The 19,962-nt window shown below is 71.0% G+C and carries 14 protein-coding genes; 10 read left to right on the forward strand and 4 right to left on the reverse strand.

Annotation, left to right across the window (positions count from 1 at the left end; genetic code table 11):
• The first annotated feature begins 1 nt into the window (after position 1).
• Genes T336_RS0105805 through T336_RS0105815 form a run of 3 tightly spaced genes read left to right on the forward strand, consistent with a single transcriptional unit; the run spans position 2 to position 4,411 of the window.
• Positions 2-2,572: a lyase family protein gene (locus tag T336_RS0105805; protein WP_026431815.1), complete on the forward strand. Its 2,571-nt coding sequence runs from the start codon at positions 2-4 to the stop codon at positions 2,570-2,572.
• The gene (locus T336_RS0105810; RefSeq protein ID WP_051647066.1) at positions 2,572-3,387 is read left to right on the forward strand and encodes a formyl transferase; all 816 of its coding nucleotides are present in this window, start codon (positions 2,572-2,574) and stop codon (positions 3,385-3,387) included. Before T336_RS0105805 ends, T336_RS0105810 begins: the two co-directional genes overlap by 1 nt.
• Positions 3,388-3,445: 58 nt before the next feature.
• Positions 3,446-4,411 (forward strand): D-aminoacyl-tRNA deacylase, encoded by a 966-nt coding sequence (locus T336_RS0105815; protein WP_026431817.1) that lies wholly within the window; start codon positions 3,446-3,448, stop codon positions 4,409-4,411.
• Positions 4,412-4,430: 19 nt separating this feature from the next.
• Here the strand turns inward: T336_RS0105815 and T336_RS0105820 are convergent, their stop codons facing one another.
• The gene (locus tag T336_RS0105820) at positions 4,431-5,321 is read right to left on the reverse strand and encodes a helix-turn-helix domain-containing protein (RefSeq protein WP_026431818.1); all 891 of its coding nucleotides are present in this window, start codon (positions 5,319-5,321) and stop codon (positions 4,431-4,433) included.
• A gap of 285 nt (positions 5,322-5,606) precedes the next feature.
• Between T336_RS0105820 and ppa the strand changes: the two genes are divergently transcribed.
• From ppa to T336_RS0105845, 5 genes are all read left to right on the forward strand, one after another.
• Positions 5,607-6,143: an inorganic diphosphatase gene (gene ppa / locus T336_RS0105825; RefSeq protein ID WP_019700714.1), complete on the forward strand. Its 537-nt coding sequence runs from the start codon at positions 5,607-5,609 to the stop codon at positions 6,141-6,143.
• Between the two features lie 183 nt (positions 6,144-6,326).
• Positions 6,327-7,700 (forward strand): HD-GYP domain-containing protein, encoded by a 1,374-nt coding sequence (locus T336_RS0105830; RefSeq protein WP_026431819.1) that lies wholly within the window; start codon positions 6,327-6,329, stop codon positions 7,698-7,700.
• Between the two features lie 115 nt (positions 7,701-7,815).
• Positions 7,816-8,676 (forward strand): translesion DNA synthesis-associated protein ImuA, encoded by an 861-nt coding sequence (imuA, locus tag T336_RS0105835; RefSeq protein WP_026431820.1) that lies wholly within the window; start codon positions 7,816-7,818, stop codon positions 8,674-8,676.
• Positions 8,642-10,060 (forward strand): DNA polymerase Y subunit UmuC family protein, encoded by a 1,419-nt coding sequence (locus tag T336_RS0105840; protein ID WP_026431821.1) that lies wholly within the window; start codon positions 8,642-8,644, stop codon positions 10,058-10,060. Before imuA ends, T336_RS0105840 begins: the two co-directional genes overlap by 35 nt.
• Positions 10,033-13,287, forward strand: coding sequence for an error-prone DNA polymerase (locus T336_RS0105845; RefSeq protein WP_404821578.1), 3,255 nt, complete (start codon positions 10,033-10,035; stop codon positions 13,285-13,287). The genes T336_RS0105840 and T336_RS0105845 overlap by 28 nt, the downstream gene beginning before the upstream one ends.
• Positions 13,288-13,305: 18 nt before the next feature.
• Here the strand turns inward: T336_RS0105845 and T336_RS0105850 are convergent, their stop codons facing one another.
• On the reverse strand, positions 13,306-15,567 hold the full coding sequence (locus T336_RS0105850; RefSeq protein ID WP_026431823.1) for an AsmA family protein: 2,262 nt from the start codon (positions 15,565-15,567) through the stop codon (positions 13,306-13,308).
• A gap of 155 nt (positions 15,568-15,722) precedes the next feature.
• Here T336_RS0105850 and T336_RS0105855 point away from each other — a divergent pair, with 155 nt between their 5' ends.
• Complete coding sequence (locus tag T336_RS0105855; protein ID WP_026431824.1) at positions 15,723-16,643, forward strand: pseudouridine synthase; 921 nt, start codon at positions 15,723-15,725, stop codon at positions 16,641-16,643.
• A gap of 21 nt (positions 16,644-16,664) precedes the next feature.
• On the opposite strand, the gene T336_RS0105860 is transcribed toward T336_RS0105855, so the two are convergent.
• Positions 16,665-17,726 carry a DMT family transporter gene (locus T336_RS0105860; protein WP_019701229.1) on the reverse strand — a complete coding sequence of 354 codons (1,062 nt, stop codon included), beginning with the start codon at positions 17,724-17,726 and terminating at the stop codon, positions 16,665-16,667.
• A gap of 25 nt (positions 17,727-17,751) precedes the next feature.
• Positions 17,752-18,495 carry an aldolase gene (locus T336_RS0105865; RefSeq protein WP_404821579.1) on the reverse strand — a complete coding sequence of 248 codons (744 nt, stop codon included), beginning with the start codon at positions 18,493-18,495 and terminating at the stop codon, positions 17,752-17,754.
• Positions 18,496-18,817: 322 nt separating this feature from the next.
• Here T336_RS0105865 and wecB point away from each other — a divergent pair, with 322 nt between their 5' ends.
• The gene (wecB, locus tag T336_RS0105870) at positions 18,818-19,951 is read left to right on the forward strand and encodes a non-hydrolyzing UDP-N-acetylglucosamine 2-epimerase (RefSeq protein ID WP_026431826.1); all 1,134 of its coding nucleotides are present in this window, start codon (positions 18,818-18,820) and stop codon (positions 19,949-19,951) included.
• Positions 19,952-19,962: the final 11 nt, after the last annotated feature.

Here is a 19,962-nt window from a genome sequence, read left to right on the forward strand (position 1 = left end):
CATGGCGATCGTCTACATCGAGTCCAACACCACCGGCTTCGGCCACCGGCTGCTGGAGACCTCGTGCCGGTACGACACGGTCTACTGGCTTGTCCGGGACCCGGCCCGCTATGGGTTCGCCGGCCGGCTGCCCGCGGGGCTGTCCACCATCGCCTGCGATACGCGGTCGCTCGATGCGCTGGTGCAGGCCGTGTCCGGCATCGGCTCCATCCGGTACGTCGCCTCCACGAGCGACGGCTTCATCGAGATGGCCGCGCGCCTGTCGGAGCGGCTGGGACTGCCCTGCAATCCCTCTGCCGCGATCGCTCTGTGCCGCGACAAGCTGCGGCTGGGGGAGGTGCTGCAGTCCCGTGGCGTGCCTTACCCGGCGACGCGGGAGGTCCGCTCTGCCGCGGACATGGACAACATCGGGTTCCCCGCGATCGTCAAGCCGCGGCAAGGCACCGGGAGCATCGGCGTGCGGCTCGTCACCGGGGCCCGCGGCATGCCCGATGTGCAGGAGGGGCCCTGGATCGCGCAGCGCTTCGTGGAAGGCACCGAGTTCTCGGTGGAAACCTTCAGCGACGGCGCCGGGCACCACGTGCTGGCGGTCACGCGCAAGTACCTCACGCGGCCCCCGCACTTCCTCGAACTCGCGCACGTGCTTCCCGCGGACATCGGTCCGGACGCGGCCCGCAGGATCGTGGAGACCGTCACCCGGGCGCTCGACGCGGTCGGCTATGCCTTCGGGCCCGCGCACACCGAGGTCAAGCTCCAGGGCGATGCCGCCACGGTGATCGAGATCAATGCCCGGCTCGCGGGCGGCATGATCCCGCGGCTGCTGGAGCAGGCCTTCGGCTGGTCCGTCGCCGACCTGTACGTGCGCAGCCACCTGGCCGGGCGCAGCCAGTTCGCCGTGCCGGAGCCTGCCCTGCATGCCGCCGTCACCTTCATCGTCCCCGAGGTCGGGCGCCGCTACCTGGGCATCGATTTCCCGGAGGGGGCCACGGATGCCGGTGCATTCCGTGAGGGCGGCACCAACCAGGGCCGCTTCGACTTCTCCGACCGCGCCGGCTACGTGATCGCCGGCGGCCGCACGGCGTCGTCGGCGTTGCGCGCGGCGCTGTCGCTGCGCAACCGTTCGCAGGTGCTCTACGCGCCACCGGAGGTACCCCCGCCGGACGCGGCCACGATCCGCCGCATCGCGCTGGGCGAGCGCAGAGCATTCCGGCCGGGCAGCCTGGCAGGCAGCCTGTTCACGATCGAGAAGGCCCACCTGCTGATGCTGCGCAGCCAGGGCATCCTGTCCGCCGGGCAGTTCGGCCCGCTCCGGGAGGCGGTGCTGGCGGCGGAGGCGGAGCCGGAACTGCTGCGTTCCCATGCCTCCGGCCGCGGCGATTATTTCGACTACGAGCACTATGTCATCGACCGGTGCGGGGAGGGCACGGGCGGCATGGTCCAGGCCGCGCGTTCGCGCAACGACATCAATGCGACGCACCTGCTGCTGACGCTCCGGCAGGCCATCGCGGGCACCATGGACCGCGCCCTGCAGCTCGGCGAGGCACTGCTGCAGCGGGCCGAAGCCACGGTGGACACGATATTGCCCATCCACAGCCAGTACCAGGTGGCGATGCCCGGCACGGCGGGCCACTACCTGGCGGCCCAGGCCACGGTCCTGCTCGGCACGATGGAGGCGCTGGCGTCGCTGCAGGGCGGCCTGGACACCTCGCCGCTCGGCGCATGTGCGGGCGCCGGCACCACCTTCCGCACGGCCACCCACGAAACGGCCCGCCTGCTGGGTTGCGTGCGCGGGCCCTCCAATTCCCTGGCCGCGATCAGCGACAAGACGCCGGCATTGCGCTGCGCCTACCTGTTCATCGAACTGAGCGGCCACCTGAACCGGCTCGCCACCGACCTGCAGCTCTGGACGATGCGGGAAACCGGCTTCGTCCAGCTGCCGGAAGCCATGTACGGCGGTTCGTCGAACATGCCGCAGAAGCGCAACCCCTACCTCCTGGAATGGCTGCGGCTGCACCATGACCGCCATGCCGGGCAGTTCGCGGGCCTGCTGTCCTCGCTGTCGCACCTGCCCACCGGCAATTCCTACCAGGCCAGCCGCTGTGCCGTGGAGTCCATTGCGGACCTCGCGGGAAGCCTGGGCGAGATGTGCACCGTGGCCACGTATGCCATTGCCGGCATGCGGTTCGACGAGGCCGCCATCCGCCGCGCGCTCGGCGCCGGGGACGCCCATGCCACGCTCGCCGCCGAGGTCCTGGTCCAGGAGGGGCAGTCGTCCTTCCGGGAGGCCCACGCCACGGTGGGCCGCCTTCTCGCGCAGGCTCCTGCCGAGGATTCCGGCCCATTGGCGGCACGGGCCTCCGGGCTGCTCGCGCAACTGCGGACCGAACTGGAACACGGGCAGCCATTCGACTGCCTGCGCTCCGGCGGCGGTCCCGCGGCCTCGTCCACGCGCGAGGCCATCGCCGAACTGCACGGCCGGCTGCGCCGGTGCAGGCTTCGCCAACTCGCCACGGCAGCGCGCTTCGCAGCGTCCCGCCGCGAACTCGACACCCGTTTCAGGAGGATCCGATGATGCCCCGCGTCACATTGCTCTGTTCCGATGGTCCGCACCACCTCTACCTGGCCGCCGAGCTGCTGAAGGTGTTCGGCAGCCTGAGGGTCATCGTGGAATCCGGACACGACCAGGCCGCCTCGCTGCGCCGCAACGGCCACTACCGCTCCTATCTCTGGACGCTCTACCACGGCCTGCGCCGCAAGCTGTTCGGCTACGAGGCCTACCGGAAGCGGTATTTCGCCCGCACGGAGGGTCCGCGCACCTGGACCGCGCTGAGCCAGGAGCCGGACGTGGAGTTCCACGACACCCCGTCGATCAACGATCCCCTCGTGGGGCAGATCCTGCGCGGCGGCGTGTCGGACGCCTATATCGTCATGGGCACCAAGAAGATCGGGAATGCCGTGCTCTCCACCATTCCCGCAGGACGCATCCTCAACATCCACGGCGGCTACCTGCCGGACTACAAGGGCAACCACTGCTTCTTCTTCGCGCTCCACGAAGGGCGCCATGACCGGCTCGGCACCACCATCCACCGGGTGTCCGCCGGACTCGATGCCGGCGATATCGTCAGCCGGCACTGCGTCCAGCCCGCCGAAGGCGACAACTCCGAGACGCTGTACTCGCGGGCGGAGAAGGCAGCCATCGACCATCTCGTCGCCCGCCTGCGCCGCATGCCCGATGTGTCCACCTGGGACAGCGCTCCGCAGGAGGCCAGGGGCCGGCTCTACCGCATGCGGGACCGCGGACCGCTCGTCGAACTGGCCCACCACCTGGGCCGCGGGTGGCGCCGCCGGCCGGTGGCGCGCGGCGCCGGCAAGGAGCCCGCCCGATGAGGAAAGGCTTCCGGATCCCTTCCGTGCCATGGGCCGCGGCCACACGGGAGGCGAACGCATGAGACACCTCGTACTGGCCTTCTGTACCGATCCCCTCAAGGATCCGGTCGCGTCGCATGTCCTCGACCGCCTGCTGTCGTCCGGCATTCCCTGGCAGGACGCCGGGGGAGGGCACGTCGATGGGCATCCCGTGCTGTCAGCGATCATCGGCGAGACGCGGTGCCACCTGCTGCAGCTCGAAGACGTGCTGGGCCACGACTACCTGCGGTACGCGCCCCTCGTCAATGAACGGTTCGGCGACGCGGACGCGGTGGTCGTCGTCAACTGGCACGAGGGGCGGAACGCGCCCGACCGCATCTTCACCGTGCAGACGACCGGGGACATGGACAGCGGGTGCTTCAGCCCCGTCGATCCCGCCCTCACGCGGGCCCTGTTCCTGTGCGTGGAGGCGGAACGGCAGCGTGCCGGGCTGGACGCGTATGCCACCTGGATGGAGGCCACGCACTGGTCCGGGCCGCTCTACCGGGGCCAGCCGGGCAGGCTGCTTTCGGAACTGAGGCCCTCGGTCATCGACCTGGAGATCGGCAGCACCCCCGAGGCATGGTCCGATCCTGCAGCGGCCGATGTGCTCGCGCGCGCCCTGGTGGCGCTCTGCGCATCCGGGTGGGGGGAGGCCGCTGTGTCGCTGCTGTGCGTCGGGGGCGTGCATTTCGAGCCGGGATTCACCCAGCCGCTGCGTGAACTCGGCGCTACCGAAGGCCTGGCGCTGTCCCACGTGCTGCCCAACCACTGGCTGGTGGCGCATGGCTACGACACGGACGGCCGCCTGCCGGACATGCTGGCCTGCGCCCGCTCGATCGCCGGAGGGGTCGATGCGGTGGTCTTCCACGACAACCTCAAGGCCGGCTTCAAGGCACAGGTGCGCGCACTCGCCACCGAACTCGGCGTGCCGGCCCTGTCGCACCGCAAGCTCAGGGCCCCGGGCGTCGCCGAGGCGATCCGGGCCGCGCGGACGGCGGCCTAGGGCCAGCAGGCCCTGATCGTCAACGCCGCCGGACCGCGCTGGGTGGGTAGCCGTAGCAGCGCCGGAAGGCGGAGGTGAAATGGCTTTGCTGGCTGTAGCCGCACTCGAAGGCCACTGCCGCGATCTTCTGCGTGGTGTGTTGCAGCATGTCGTGGGCGCGCGCCATGCGCAGCTCGGTGAGGAAGGCGTGCGGCGATTGCCCGAAGGTGCTCTTGAACTTGCGCAGGAAGTGGTAGCGGCTCAGGTTGACCAGCCCGGCCAGGTCGTCGAGCTGCACCGATGCGCCGAGGTGGGCGTCCAGGTAGTCCCGCAGCAGGCGGGCATGGCGCGCCGAGAACCTGCCGCGGGTCTCCGTCTTCTCCAGGCCGGGCACGGCATAGTCGCGGATGGCGTGGAGGATGATCCAGCTCGTGAGCCCCTCGATGCCCGTGGCCAGCCCGGTGTCGTTCCAGTCGGTGAGCGCGATGCTGCGCGCCGCCGAGCCGATCACGGGCGAGGCCTCCTGGAAGACCTCGCGGAACTGGCAGGCCTCGGGCGGTTGCCGCAGCGACTGCTGCATCGCGGGGCCGAACTTTTCCGGATCGAAATAGATATGCAGGAAATTGAGCCGCCCCGTGATCCGCCACCGCGATTCACCGCCGCCTTTGGGGAAAAGGCAGGTGGCATTTTCGAAACCGCTGCGCACGATCTGCTGCTGGCGCATCTGGCTGCAGTTTTCCCCGCCGGAGAGGTAAATGCTGAGGACGTTCTCGGACGCGCTCTTGTAGTCGGTCAGGGTGTTGTGGCAACTCCATTCGGACAGCACGATGCCCGAGGGAAGGGCGACGGAACGGATGATTTCGGCACCCGCCGATTTCAGCGCGCCGGGGACGTCCTCCGGATCCGCGAGTTTCAAGGTCGAATCAAACATGAAAATAATCTTCTGACGCAGAAATAATTTTTTATACAGCGCCTCCCGGGCCGAAGCTCCATGGCCATGGGGATTATCTCGGAGGCCGCGCCAGCATAAGCGGGTTTTTCCGGGGCATTGAAACCGCCCGTTTCACGCATCCCGTCGCGGGGCCGTCGCGCGCGGTCCGCGGCCGGCCGCCGGGGGAGCCCTGGGCGACTCGCCCTAGAATGCGCCACCTGCGGCCGCCCTGCGCGGCCGGCAAGTCGGCAGCGCATCCATCGCATTCCCACCACCATCCCAACCATGTCCCTCAACAACGTCACCCCTGGCAAGAAGCTTCCCGAAACCTTCAACGTGGTCATCGAGATTCCCGCGGAATCCGACCCGATCAAGTACGAAGTGGACAAGGAATCCGGCGCGGTCTTCGTGGACCGCTTCCTGACCACGGCCATGTACTACCCCTGCAACTACGGCTACGTGCCCCAGACGCTGTCCGGTGACGGCGATCCGGTGGACGTGCTGGTGATCACCCCGTACCCGCTGCACCCCGGCGTGGTCGTGCCCTGCCGCGCGCTCGGCATCCTGAAGATGGAAGACGAAGCCGGCGTGGACGGCAAGGTGCTGGCCGTGCCCACCACCAAGATCCTCAAGATGTACGAAGGCTGGAAGACGGTGGACGACGTGAACCCCGTGCGCCTGAAGGCCATCAGCCACTTCTTCGAGCACTACAAGGACCTGGAAGAGGGCAAGTGGGTGAAGGTGCTGGGCTGGGAAGGCGTCGAAGCCGCCCACAAGGAAATCACCGACGGTGTCGCCAGCTACCAGAAGGCACAGGGCTGATGCACCGGGGCGGAGGATGACCCCGCCCCTGCCGGCGCCCGTCCGGCACACCAGGAAAAGCTTGCCGGCTGTGCGCCCGCAGGCTTTTTTTGCGCCCGCGGCGCTGCCATGGCACCGTATATTCAGGCGGGAATGCACAACGACAACGATCATGAACGACGCGGTTCCGGCGCGCCTGCCGCGATGTCTGCTGCCGCCGCACAGCAGGCCCTGGCCGCCGCGCAGGAACTGGCCCGGGACGGCACCCACTATCTGCGCAGCGTGACCGACATGGCCGAGCGCTGCCCCGTGGTCACCCGGGATGCGATCTACACCGACAGCGGCATCAAGCTCGTGGAGAAGGGCACGCGCATCGACAGCCGCCTGTACGACCGGCTGGTGCGCCACACGCTGCGCGATCCCATCGACGGCCTGCTGGGCACCGAGCGCACCGTGGACGCGGCCGCCATCGAGGCGGCGGTGCTGCAGCAGTGCGGGGAAGGCTCCGATGGAGGCTGCAGGCTGGTGGAGTTGCTGTCGCGGGCGCATGGCGGGCCGGAGCCGCTGCTCGCGCCGCTGCGCGGCATGCTGCTGCCCGGGCCCATGGCCTTCAGGCTCACGGTGATGCGCGAGCAGCGGCCGGAGCTGTTCGCGCACAGCGTGCGCATGATGCTGCTGGCGATCCATCTTGCTTTGGGCAGCGGATGGGCCGCGCGCGAAACGGCCCTGCTGGCGGAGGCCGCGCTGCTGCACGACATCGGGGTGATGCACATGGACCCGATGTGGAACGACCCCGACCACAAGGTCTCCGGCCCGGACCGCAAGCACCTCGTCGCCCATCCGATCACCGCCATGCTGCTGCTGCGTGCCCAGGGGGCCTATCCTGCATCGGTGGAGGCGGCCGTGCTGGAGCACCATGAACGCATGGACGGCACGGGCTATCCGCGCGGGCTGCGCGGGCCGGACATCTCGCCGATGGGGCGGATCCTGATGCTGTCGGAAGTGGCCGCCGCCTTCTTCGAGAAATACAGCGCGCTGGCGGCCCAGCGCCTGTCGCTGAGCCTGCGGCTCAACCACCGGAAATTCCCCGCCGATCTGTCCGCGCTGCTGCTGCCGCTGCTCGCCGATGGCGGGGGCTCCGCGGTGGCCGTGTCGCCGCCCCCGGAAGAGGCCGGCCGGATGCTGGACACGCTGGGCGGAGCATTCGACCGCTGGGCCTGGTTGCGCCCGCAATTGCCGCCCTCCGTGCTGGACCGTGGCAGCCGGCATCCTGCGGCCTTCGTCGAGCAGCGCCTGCAGGCGCTGCAGCAATCGCTGGTGGAGGCCGGCGGCCATCCGGGCCAGGAAGGCGAGATCCGGGAGCACCTTCAGGGCGATCCCCAGGGACTGGCGGAACTGGCGCTGGTGCGCGGCGAGGCGCTCTGGCAACTGGGCAGCATCGTGCATGCCACGCAGCGGCGCTGGCCGGAGCTGAGCGGGCAGGCCCCCGCCGATCCGGTGGACGCGGCGGTCGAGGCGGTCGCGCAGTGGTGCACGCACTGCGCGCTGCTGCTTTCCACCGCCTCACAACGGCCCTGAAGGCCCGCCTGCCTGCGGCGGCACGGCCTGCCATGCTGCGGCATGGAAAGGGCGACGGCCCTGCTGGTGCTTTGGTGTGAATGCTGTATATTTGAACAGTATTAAACAAGACGCCATGGCTGCATCCGTCCCCCTCTCACCGCCGGTTTCGCCGGCCCTCTCCCGCCCGGCGGCGGGCGCGGCGTGGGTGGACGTGCCGGGCGTGTGGCGGGGCGATTCGCTGCGTCCTGTCGATGAAGCTCTCGGCGCACGCGTGCAGCCTTCGGGCCATCCGGCGCTCGATGCGCAACTGCCCGGGGGCGGCTGGCCGCGGGGCGCGATGTCGGAAGTGCTGCTGGCGGGACAGGGCCGGCCCGAATGGCCGCTGCTGCTGCCGGCGCTGGCCGGTGCGGTGGCGCGGCCCGGGCAGGTGGTGCTGGTGGCCCCTCCGTTCGAACCTTTCGTGCCCGTGCTGCATGCGGCGGGCCTGCCGGCAGGGCGCCTGTGCTGGGTGGCACCCCCCGCGGATGGCCGCGATGCCGCGGCCGCCTGGGCCTGCGAGCAGGCGCTGCGCTGCCGGGACGTGCTGGCCGTGCTGGCCTGGCTGCCGGCCGCCCATCCCGACATGCTGAGGCGCCTGCAACTGGCGGCGGCGCAGCGCGGCCCGCTGCTGTGGGTCTTCCGTCCCGAGTCCCGGCGGCTGCAGGCATCGCCCGCTCCGCTGCGGCTGTGGGTGCGGCCGGGGGAGGGCGAGGGCGCCTTGCAGGTGCACGTGCTCAAGCGGCGCGGCGCGCCGCTGCTGTCGCCGGTGGCCGTGCCTGCGCATGGCGCCGCCCTGGCGACGGCCCTGACCGCCACGAGCGGTGCGAAACAGCGGCACCTGGCCGCCTGGCGGGAGGGGATGGCGGCGCGCACCGCGCCATCCCGCCTGCGGGCACGGGGCGAGCGACCGGAGGCCGGCCATGCACTGGATCGCACTGCCGTCCCTGCAGGCTGAGCTGCCACAGGGCATGCCCGCGGCGGCAGCCGGCTGGTGGGCGCTGCGCTTCACGCCGCGCGTGGCGCTGCTGGACGAGGCCGTGCTGCTGGAGGTGTCCTGCACCGAGCGGCTCTGGGGCGGCCGCGCCCATTTGCTGGCCCTGCTGAGGCAGGAACATGGGGCCTCTCCACCATCGGCTCCGCGCGGAGCGCCGGCCGGCAGGGGCCCTGGCCCTGGCGAAGCGCCCCCTTGTCCGGATGAGGTTCCCATGGCCCAGGCCCCCACGGCCCTGCAGGCCCTGGCCCTGCTGCGGCTGCAGGCGGAGGGCCGGCCGCTGCCGCGCCGCCTGCCGCATGGCCTGCCGCTCGCCACGCTCACCGCCCTGCGGCCGCATGCCGCCAACCTGGAGCGCATGGGGTGCCGCACCTGGGGCGCCGTGCGCGCGCTGCCGCGCGACGGCGCGGCCCGGCGGTTCGGCGCCGAGCCGCTGCGGGCCCTGGACCAGGCCTGGGGCGACGTACCCCATCCCCTGCCATGGCTGGAACTGCCCGAGCATTTCGAGCTGCCGGCCGAGCTGCCCGCGCCGGCCACGTCGGCCGAACAGCTGCTCTGGACCGCGAACCGCCTGCTGGGCGCGCTGCGCGACTGGCTGCAGGCACGCCACCGGGGCGTGCTCGCGCTGGAGCTGTCGTGGCGCCACGACCTGCGCCGTCTCGACGGCAAGGTGCTTCCACCGGGCGACCACCTGGCGGTGCGCACGGCCGAGGCCACGCAGGACCTCGGCCACCTGCGCCGCCTGCTGGCCGAACACCTGGCGCGCCGCCCCCTGGCGGCCCCGGTGAATCGCCTCGTGCTGCGCGCGGCCGATACGGCGGCCCTGCCGCAGGCCAGCGAAAGCCTGCTGCCGCCGGGCACCGAGGAAGGCGGGGAAGGCGAGGGCTGGCACCAGTGGGTGGAGCGGATGTCCGCCCGCTGGGGGGCCGGGCAGGTGCGCGTGCCCGTGCTGCAGGCCGACCACCGGCCCGAGCGCATGCAGCGGTGGGAGGCCGCCGCGCAGCGCCTGCCGGGGCAGTCGGTGGACCGCCGCCGGGGTGCGGCCCCGGCGGTCGCACCGGGCGAGGCCGCGGGCACGTCCGCCGACGCCGCCTTCTGGCCGGGCTGGCTGGTACATCCGCCCCGGCCCCTGGCCCTGCAGGGCGACCGTCCCTGCCTGCAGGGGCCGCTGCGCCTGCTGGCCGGGCCGCACCGGTTCGAAGGCGGCTGGTGGGAGGGCTGCACGGAACGGCGGGATTATTTCGTGGCATCGAATGCCGCCGTGGGTACGGTCTGGATCTACCGGCAATGGCAGGGAGGCGGCGCGAACGGGCACCTGCAATGGTTCTGGCACGGGGTGTATGCGTGAGCGCGGAGCCACTTCCTGAGACCGAAGAGGGCGGCGGCGCGGCATCCGGCCTGCCCGGCTATGCCGAGTTGCACTGCCTGAGCAATTTCAGCTTCCAGCGGGGGGCCTCGCACCCCTTCGAACTCGTGGAGCGCGCGGCCGAACTCGGTTATGCGGCGCTGGCTTTGACGGACGAATGCTCCGTGGCCGGCGTGGTGCGCGCGCACACCGCGGCCCGCCAGAGCGGACTGAAGCTCATCGTGGGCAGCGAGTTCGCCTGCGGCGATGTGCGGCTCGTGGCCCTGGCGCGCGACGAGACCGGCTGGGGCAACCTGTGCGAATTCATCAGCGATGCGCGGCGCATCGCTCCCAAGGGTGAATACCGTGTCCATGCAGGCAGCGACTTTGCCCGCCTGCGGGGCTGCGAGGTGCTGGTCGCCCCGCGGCGCGACCGGCTGTCCGCACTGGATCCGGGCGGCGTCGAGGCGGCGTTGGCGCAAGCCTGCGCACCGCTGCGCCAGCAAGGCATCCACCCCTGGGTGGCCGTGGAGCTGCACACGGCGCCGGACGATGCCGCCTGGCTCGAGGCGCTGGAGCATGCCGGCCGGGCGCTGGGCCTGCCCCTGGTGGCCGCCGGCGATGTCCACATGCATGTGCTGCAGCGCAAGCCACTGCAGGACGTGATCACCGCCGTGCGGCTGGGCCGCCCGGTGTCCGAATGCGGCTTCTCGCTGCAGGCCCACGGCGAGCACCGGCTGCGGCCACGCATGCGCCTGGCAGGCTTCTATCCGCCCGCACTGCTCGCGGCGACGCTGGAGGTGGCGGCGCGCTGCACCTTCAGCCTCGACGAGATCCGCTACCGCTATCCGCGCGAGAACGTGCCCGACGGAATGACGCCGGGCGAGGCATTGGCGGCCTACACGGAAGCCGGTGCGCGGCAGCGCTATCCGCAAGGCGTGCCCCCGGAGGTGCGCGCGCAGATCGCGAAAGAGCTGGAGCTCATCGCCCATTGCCGCTACGAGATGTACTTCCTCACGGTGCACGACATCGTGCGGGAGGCGCGCCGGCTGGGCATCCTCTGCCAGGGGCGGGGCTCGGCGGCCAATTCGGCGGTGTGCTTCTGCCTCGGCATCACGGCGGTCGATCCCACCAAGACCCGCCTGCTCTTCGAGCGCTTCATCAGCAAGGAGCGCGACGAGCCGCCGGACATCGACGTGGACTTCGAGCACGACCGGCGCGAGGAGGTCATCCAGTACATCTACCGCAAGTACGGCCGCGAGCGTGCGGCCATCGCGGCCGTGGTCATCACCTACCGCACGCGCAGCGCGCTGCGCGACGTGGGCAAGGCCCTGGGCGTGGCGCCGGCAGTGGTCGATGCCTTCGCCAAGGACCACCACTGGTTCGACGAGGACATCGCCGCCGGGCGCCTGCAGGAACTGGCCGCCGGGCTGGGCGCGCCGATCGGCGCGCACACGGCCGCGCTGTGGCTGGAACTGGCCCAGGAACTGCGCGGATTCCCGCGCCACCTGAGCCAGCACGTGGGCGGCTTCGTGCTCACCGAAGGCAAGCTCACGCGCCTCGTGCCCGTGGAGCCCGCGAGCATGGACGGGCGCTCCATCATCCAGTGGGACAAGGACGACCTGGACGACATGCATCTCATGAAGGTGGACGTGCTGGCCCTGGGGATGCTGAGCGCGCTGCGCCGCGCGCTCGACCTGCGCGCCGCGCTGCGCGGCCAGGCCTGGGAGCTGGCGGACATCCCGCGCGAGGATCCCGCCACCTACGACATGATCTGCGCCGCCGACACCGTGGGCGTCTTCCAGATCGAGAGCCGCGCGCAGATGAGCATGCTGCCGCGCCTGAAACCCCGCGAGCTGTACGACCTCGTGGTGGAGGTGGCCATCGTGCGGCCCGGGCCGATCCAGGGGGGCATGGTGCATCCGTACCTGCAGGCGAGGGAGCGGCGGGCCCGCAAGGAAGCGCTGGAGCTGGAGCACGAGGACCTGCGGCCGGCGCTCGAGCGCACGCTGGGCGTGCCCATCTTCCAGGAGCAGGTCATGCAGATCGCGATGATCGCGGCGGATTTCACGCCCGGCATGGCCGACGACCTGCGCCGCTCCATGGCCGCCTGGAAGCGGCGCGGCGGCGTGCACCGCTTCGAGCAGGCGCTGATGGAAGGAATGCGCAAGAACGAATATTCCCCGGAGTTCGCCCAGCGCATCTACCAGCAGATGCTGGGCTTCGGCGAATACGGCTTTCCCGAAAGCCACGCCTACAGCTTCGCGCTGCTGGCCTATGCGAGCAGCTGGTTCAAGCGCCACGAGCCCGCCTGTTTCCTGGTGGCCCTGCTCAATTCGCAGCCCATGGGTTTCTACACGCCCTCGCAGCTCGTGCAGGATGCGCGCCGCCACGGGCTGCGCGTGCTGCCTGCCGATGCCACGCACAGCGACTGGGACAGCACCCTCGAAGGGCTCGCCGAGCCGCTGCCCGGCCAGCAGCTGGGGCAGCCCGCGGTGCGGCTGGGCCTGCGCCTGGTGGCCGGGTACGGGCCCGAGGCGGCGGCCCGGCTCATGCACGCACGGGCCGCAAGCCCCTTCGCCGACGTGCAGGACCTGGCCCTGCGCGCGCGCCAGGACCGGCAGGACCTGCAGGCGCTGGCGGGGGCCGATGCGCTGCGCTCCCTGGCAGGGCACCGGCGCCAGCAGATGTGGGATGCGGCTGCGCAGCGGCGCGCGCCGGCACTGCTGCAGGAGGCCCCGGTGCATGAAGCCCCTCTGGTCCTGCCCGAGGCGCCCGAGGGCGAGGAGATCGTCTTCGACTATGCCGCGACCGGCCTCACGCTGCGCCGCCACCCCATGGCGCTGCTGCGCGAACGCATGGCCGGCTGGCGCATCCAGGGTGCGCAGGCGCTGCAGGCCGTGCCGCACGGGCGGCGCGTGCGCGCCTGCGGCATCGTCACCGTGCGCCAGCGGCCGGGGTCGGCCAATGGCACGATGTTCGTCACGCTGGAGGACGAGACCGGCACGGTGAACGTCATCGTCTGGCCCGCGCTCGTCGAGACCTGGCGCAACCCGCTGCTGCGCTCGCGCCTGCTGGCCGTGGAGGGCATCTGGCAGTGCCACCGCCCCGATGGCGCCGAACCGGGCGCCGCCGCGGTGCGCCACCTGGTGCTGCAGCGCTGCAAGGACCTGACCCCGCTGCTCGGCCGGCTCGCCCCCGCGCTGGAGGGCAGCCGGGACTTTCATTAGGGCGGAACCCTCCGGCCTTCAGCGCGCTGCCGACGCTGCAGGCCGGGCAGGGGCCGACGCCGGGGGCCGGGGCGCCGCCCCGGCCTTGCCGGCCTTCACGTTGCGGTCGGCATGGGCGAGCAGGGTGGCGCAGTTCTCGTCGTCCTCCGCGGCCGGCACGGTGACCGGCACGAGGGCCAGCGCCACCGGGGCCACGGCCGCTGCGGCGACGGTGGCACCCGCGCGCAGCAGCAGCGGGCCGGCTTCCACGCCGACCTTCGGGTCCGCGAACGTGCCGCGCACGTAGAGCGGCGTGCGCAGCGAGAAGAACTTCCACTTCAGCGACTCGGGCTTGATGTAGATGTCCATGTATTCGCGGCCCAGGTCGAGCGTGCCCATGGCCTCGACCACGGCCTCTTCGGTGTTGAGCTTCACGGAGCGGGTCTGCGCGATGCCATCCTTGATGCCGAAATCCGCCACGGCGCAGCGCAGCTGCACTTCCTTGTTCTCGCCGAAGAGCTTGGCCACCACGACACTGCCCACGTTGAGTGCCGCCAGGTCGAGCATCTGCTTGCTGAAGCGGCCGTCGCGGATATAGACGCGCGCCTCGCCGTTGCTGGTGCCCAGCATCTTCGCGATCGAGTTGCCCGTGCCGTTCACCGCCATGGCGCCGTCGAGCCGGCCGAAGCTCTTTTCCATCAGCTCGACCTTGGGGAAGAGGGCCGACAGGCGCAGCCCGTCCACGCTGCCGCGCAGCTGGGCCTTGAGCGGGCCATCGCGGCCGTCGAGCACCACGTTGGAGTCGATCTTGCCCTGCGCCACGCCGAAGCGCAGGGGCGAGAGCGTGAGCTGCGCGTTGTCCATGCGGGCATGCACGTCCAGGTTCTCGATGGGCAGGCTTTCGTCGCGCACGATGCGCTCGCCCTTGAACGTGAGATCCAGGTCCATGGCGTTCCACCGGTCGGTGGCAAACGAGGCGTCGGGCAGCACCTTGCCCGCGCGCTTCGACGTGCCTTTCTCCTGCGGACGCTCGCCGGAGGGCGCCCCGACCACGGGCCCCAGGTCGGCCAGGCGCAGTTGCCGCGACGCCATCTCGCCCTTGAGGCGCGGGCGCGGCTGGCCGGAGGTATAGGTGAGCTGGCCGCGCAGGTCGCTCTGGCCCACCGTGCCGGTGAAGTCGCGGTAATCCCACACCGCGCGGCCGGGCTCCAGGCTGCCGACCAGGTGGCCCTTGGTGCGGAAGGGCGGCGTGTTCGGCAGCACGATGCCGGTGAGCGGATACAGGTCGGCCATGCTCTCGGCCTGCAGCAGCACCTGCAGGTCCATGCCGGCGAGCGCCAGCGGATTGGCCAGCGTGCCCTCCACCTCGGCCCGCACCGTGCCGGCCCGTGCCTTGAACTGCAGGGGGTACTGCACGTCCTGCTGCCGCAGCGACAGTGCATTGCCCGCCTGGCCGCTGCCTTCGATGCGCGCCTTGGCATAGCGCCCGCGCACGTCGAAGCGCACTCCATAGGGGCCGGGCCGGCTCTGGGTCGCCAGGTGCGCGACGAAGGCCAGGTCCTTCTGCGCATCCGACAGCGCCAGCCGGCCATCGTTGACCACCAGCCGGGCCACGTTCACCGTCCAGGGGTTGGGGCTGGCGCTGCCGTCGGGAGCAGGGCGGTCGAACGTCCAGTTGTTGCTGCCGTCGGCACGGCGGGCCAGCGCCACGTCGGGCGTCTGGATGGACAGCGTACCGATGGACACGTGCCGCACCAGCAGCGGCAGCAGCTTGAGAGAGGCCGTGGCACGGCCCACCGTGGCCATGGATGGAGGCACGGGCCCGGACCCGGCGGCCCGGGTGGCCTCGGGAGCGCTGGCTGCCGACGCCGGCGCCGATGCAGGCGCAGAAGCCGCGGCGGCGCGGCGTTCCACCACCCGGGCGTCGGCATTGTCCGCATCCATGCCCACTGCGCCGTAGCGCCCGAAGTCCGCACGGTTGCCCAGCACCATGCGATCGGCCTGCACGGTGAGGCCGGGCACCCAGCGTCGCCAGCCGGTTTCCATGTCCGCCGGCTGCGGCCAGTGCCAGCGGGCCGTGAGGTCGCCCTCGATCGCGAAATGCCGCCCGGTCGCTGCGCTCACGCGTTCGTTGATCCAGGGGCGGGCGCGGTTCCAGTCGAAGGTCAGCAGGATCGCGAGGGCGATCAGCGCCAGGGCGACCAGGGCGGCCAGCAGGCCCAGCAGCCAGTTCAGGGCGCGCCCGCGCTGCCGGCGTGCCGCACGGAAACGGTGGGAGGGGAGCGGAATGGAAGGGCGCATGGGATGGAGACGGAGCGTGGATAGGAAAGGCGCAAGCCTGCGTCCGATCCTAGTGTGCGCCGGGCCGCCCCGGCGACGGCAGGCATCCCATGTGCCACGGGCCCTTGTCCTACACGGAGGCGGCAGAAGGCGGGCCGTGCCTAGAATGCGCGCCCATGCACAACTCCCACGATCCACGCGTCCTGCCGGTGCGCGAGGGCGTCAGCCCCAGTTGCGTGGTCACGCCCAGCCAGGGCGGCGGCCTGCTGATCGACTTCCTGGCCGAGCGGCTGCCCGTGGTCGGCCGGGCGGAATGGCTGCTGCGCATGGAGCGCGGCGAAGTGGTGGACGAGCACGCGAGCCCGGTCACCGCAGGCCGCCCGTTCGTTCCGGGCCTGCGCATCTATTACTACCGGGAGCTGCCGAGCGAGGCGGTCATCCCCTTCGAGGAAGCGGTGCTCTACCAGGACGAGCACCTGGTGGTGGCCGACAAGCCGCACTTTCTGCCCGTGGTACCCACCGGGCGCTACCTTCAGCACACGCTGCTGGTGCGGCTCAAGCGCCGCCTGGGCCTGGACGAGCTGTCGCCCGTGCACCGGATCGACCGCGACACGGCGGGGCTGGTGCTGTTTTCGGTGCAGCGCACCACGCGGGGCCGCTACCAGGCGCTGTTCCGCGACCGGGCGGTGGACAAGACCTACGAGGCCGTCGCGCCCTGGCGGGCCGACGTGGCCTTCCCCCGGGAGCGGGCCAGCCGGATCGAGGAAAGCCCGCAGTTCTTCCGCATGCACGAGGTACCGGGCGAGGCCAACAGTCTCACCCGCATGGAGGTGCTGGACGTGGACGGCGCCTGGGCCCGCTACCGCCTGTCCCCGGTGACGGGGCGGCGCCACCAGCTACGGGTCCACATGGCGGCCCTGGGCCTGCCGCTGCGGGGCGACGCCTTCTATCCGGAAGTGAACGATCCGCCGGAGGGCGATTTCTCGCGGCCGCTGCAACTGCTGGCGCGGGCGATCGCCTTCACCGATCCGGTCACGGGCCGGGAGCGCCGGTTCGAAAGCGGCCGGCAACTGGACTGGCCGATCCGCACGGAATGAAAAAGGGCCACTGCGGCGTGCTCAATGCGCGTGGCGGTGGTGGATGTCCGGGTAGTGAGGATGCCGGTGCGTCATCGCCTCGTGGCGGTGGGCATGGACATGGGGCTCGGTCCCGTCCCATTCCGGACCGTGGTCGTGCCGGTGGTGTTCATCGTGCACGTGCCCGTGCGCATGCTCCAGGGCCTCGTGCGTGTGCTCATGCTCGTGCCGTTCTCCGAGGTGCAGCCAGACGCCGGCAGCCATGAGCAGGGCCGCGGGCCAGAAGAGCGCGGGAGGGACTTCCGGCCACAGGGCCAGCGACAGGAGCACTCCGAAGAAAGGCCCGGTCGAGAAATAGGCGCCGGTCCGCGCGGTACCGAGGGTCCTCAGGGCGACCACGAACAGGGTGAGGCTGAGCCCGTAGCCGAGCAGGCCGACGGCCAGGCAGGCGGCCACGGACGCCCACGACGGCCATTGCGCTCCCAGGGTCAGTGCCAGAGCCGTATTGCAGGCCCCGGCGAACAGTCCCTTGGAGCAGGCGATCGCCATGGCATCGCCCGAGGACACCTGCCGGGTCAGGTTGTTATCCACGCCCCAGCACAGGCATGCAGCCACGATGAGAAGGGCATGGAGCAGCGACGAGGAGCCTCCCGGCGCCCAAGACAGCAGCACGCCGCCCAGCACCATCGCGGCCATTCCCAGCACGACCCGGCGCTCGGCGTTCTCCCGGAAGACGATCCATGCCAGCAGGGCGGTGAACACGCCTTCGAGGTTGAGCAGGAGCGAGGCCGCAGTGCCCGAGGTGCCGGCCAGTCCTCCCATGAGCAATGCCGGGCCCAGCATTCCGCCGAAGACAACGGCGCCGGCCAGCCAGGGCAGATCCCCGCGGGCGATTCCCGCCGTATCGCCCGGAGCATGGCGGGCCTGCCGGCCCATGGTCCGCCGCGCCAGGAGCAGCGCACCCAGCCCCAGTCCACTGCCGAGGTAGAGCAGTCCGGCCAAGAGCAGGGGCGGTACATCGCCGGCCAGCAGCTTCGCGAACGGCGTGCTGGCTCCGAACAGCACGGCGGCGGCCAGGGCGGGCGAGGCGGCGCGCAGGGACATGGCCGGGGTTCCGGATCGCGGTGCCTCAGGACTTCGGCCCGGCAGCCGCGGGCAGCGTGCGCCGCAGCGCCTCGAAGAAAAGTTCCGACTGCAGCCGCTCGCCCAGCGTCTGCCGCGCCACCTCGGCGGCCAGCGACGGCGCGACCGGGCGCAGCGGACTGCGCGTGGAGCGGGCGAGCACCTCGGCCTGGCAGGCCCGCTCCAGGTAATAGAGGTCGTCGTAGGCATGGTCGATGCGCGCGCCGCACACCACCACGCCGTGGTTGCCGAGGAAGCCGACGTCGCAGCCACCCATGGCCGCCGCGATGCGCCGGCCCTCGGACGCATCCAGGGCCAGCCCGTTGTACTGCCGGTCGATCGCCACGCGGCCATGGAAGCGCATCGCGTTCTGCGACAGCGCGGTGTCCAGGCCCCCGCAGCCGGTCAGCGTCAGGGCCGTGGCGAAGGGCATGTGCGTGTGCAGCACGCAGGCATGCCGGCCCACCTGGTGCAGGGCCGCGTGGATGAACATCGCCGTCGGTTCGACCGCATGCCTTCCGGCAAGGACCGCGCCCTGCGCGTCCACGAGCACGATGTCGTCCTCGAACACCTCGCTCCACATCAGGCCCCGGGGGTTGAGCAGGAAGCGGCCGGAGCCGTCGGGCAGTTCCACGCTGAAGTGGTTGCAGACGCCTTCACCCAGGCCATGGTGGGCAGCGGCGCGCAGGGCCAGCGCGAGATCCTGGCGAAGCCGGAGCACGCCGGGAGAGTGGAAATCGGATGCGGTCATGGAGGTCATGGGCGGCGGCATTCGGCCAGGCGCCGGGGTGGACGGGCGCGGGATGGGACGGGCCGCCAATTTAACCGCGTTGCTGCGGAGTCGTGCACAGTCGCGCCCGGCCAACAATTTTGACTATCGGGATAATTAAATCTATTGAAAATCTGTTTGACCGTCGGAGACATTTGCTAACATCGACGCATCGAGGGTCAGACGACGCAGATCGGTCCCGCCCGGGGGCGCACAACGCGCCTTGCTCCAGTTTCCTGCCTGTGCGGGCGCCGCCGCGAAAGCCGCGGAACGGCCCGTGCCGGCATTTCTGCTGACACCTCGAATGCACGTCCTGTCGATTTTCGGTACCCGGCCCGAGGCCATCAAGATGGCGCCCCTGGTGGCTGCGCTGCGCCAGGAGGCCCGGCTGCAGAACACCGTGTGCGTCACGGGGCAGCACCGGGAAATGCTGGCCCAGGTCATGTCGCTGTTCGGGCTGCAGGCAGACCACGACCTCGACGTGATGCGCCCGGACCAGAGCCTCAACGGGCTGTTCGCCCGGCTCGTGGGCAGCGTGGACGACGTGCTCGCCTCGGTGCGTCCGGATTGCGTGCTGGTCCATGGCGATACCACCACTGCGGCGGCCTGTGCCATGGCGGCGTTCCACCGCCGCATACCGATCGGCCACGTGGAAGCGGGGCTGCGCAGCGGCGACCTGCAGTCGCCCTTCCCGGAGGAGATGAACCGGCGTGTGGTGGATTCCATGGCCACCTGGCTGTTCGCTCCGACGCCCGCCGCCCGCGATGCGCTGTTGCGCGAACAGGTGCCGGGCCGCGCATGGGTCACCGGCAACACGGTGATCGATGCGCTGGCCGCCACCGTCGCGCGCTTCGATGCCGACCCCGGCATCGAAGCCGCGGTGGCCGGCCGCTACGGATGGATCGACGCGGGCCGCAGGCTGGTGCTGGTCACCGGGCACCGCCGGGAGAACTTCGGCAGCGGATTCCGCAGCATCTGCGCCGCGCTGGCGGAGCTCGCGGGCCGCAGCGACGTGCAGATCGTCTATCCCGTGCACCTGAACCCGAATGTCCGCGACGTGGTGACGGAGACGCTCTCGGGACTGCCCTCCGTCCACCTGATCCCTCCGCTCGACTACCTGGATTTCGTCTGGTTCATGCGCCGCGCCCACCTGATCCTGACGGATTCGGGCGGTGTGCAGGAAGAGGCGCCCTACCTGGGCAAGCCCGTGCTGGTGATGCGCGACGTCACCGAGCGTCCCGAAGCCGTGGCCGCCGGCACGGTGCGCCTGGTGGGCACCTCGCGCGAGCGCATCCTCCAGGAAGCCAACCGGCTGCTGGACGACGCTGCGTTCCACGCGGGATTCGGCTGGCGCGGCAATCCCTACGGCGACGGGCAGGCATGCCGCCGCATCGTCGATGCGCTGTGCGGACGCCCCTTCGACGAGTTCGCACCCTGAGCCGGCCCCCG

The sequence above is a fragment of the Paracidovorax oryzae ATCC 19882 genome (genome assembly GCF_000687165.1).
GTDB classification, from domain to species: Bacteria; Pseudomonadota; Gammaproteobacteria; order Burkholderiales; family Burkholderiaceae_C; genus Paracidovorax; species Paracidovorax oryzae.

Coding starts and splice junctions, on each gene's coding strand:
- imuA (WP_026431820.1), top strand. CDS start 7,816: ATGGCTGCATCCGTCCCCCTCTCACCGCCGGTTTCGCCGGCCCTCTCC.
- T336_RS0105850 (WP_026431823.1), bottom strand. CDS start 15,567: ATGCGCCCTTCCATTCCGCTCCCCTCCCACCGTTTCCGTGCGGCACGC.
- T336_RS0105820 (WP_026431818.1), bottom strand. CDS start 5,321: ATGTTTGATTCGACCTTGAAACTCGCGGATCCGGAGGACGTCCCCGGC.
- T336_RS0105815 (WP_026431817.1), top strand. CDS start 3,446: ATGAGACACCTCGTACTGGCCTTCTGTACCGATCCCCTCAAGGATCCG.
- T336_RS0105865 (WP_404821579.1), bottom strand. CDS start 18,495: ATGACCGCATCCGATTTCCACTCTCCCGGCGTGCTCCGGCTTCGCCAG.
- T336_RS0105840 (WP_026431821.1), top strand. CDS start 8,642: ATGCACTGGATCGCACTGCCGTCCCTGCAGGCTGAGCTGCCACAGGGC.
- T336_RS0105855 (WP_026431824.1), top strand. CDS start 15,723: ATGCACAACTCCCACGATCCACGCGTCCTGCCGGTGCGCGAGGGCGTC.
- T336_RS0105860 (WP_019701229.1), bottom strand. CDS start 17,726: ATGTCCCTGCGCGCCGCCTCGCCCGCCCTGGCCGCCGCCGTGCTGTTC.
- ppa (WP_019700714.1), top strand. CDS start 5,607: ATGTCCCTCAACAACGTCACCCCTGGCAAGAAGCTTCCCGAAACCTTC.
- T336_RS0105805 (WP_026431815.1), top strand. CDS start 2: ATGGCGATCGTCTACATCGAGTCCAACACCACCGGCTTCGGCCACCGG.
- T336_RS0105845 (WP_404821578.1), top strand. CDS start 10,033: ATGGTTCTGGCACGGGGTGTATGCGTGAGCGCGGAGCCACTTCCTGAG.
- T336_RS0105830 (WP_026431819.1), top strand. CDS start 6,327: ATGTCTGCTGCCGCCGCACAGCAGGCCCTGGCCGCCGCGCAGGAACTG.
- wecB (WP_026431826.1), top strand. CDS start 18,818: ATGCACGTCCTGTCGATTTTCGGTACCCGGCCCGAGGCCATCAAGATG.
- T336_RS0105810 (WP_051647066.1), top strand. CDS start 2,572: ATGCCCCGCGTCACATTGCTCTGTTCCGATGGTCCGCACCACCTCTAC.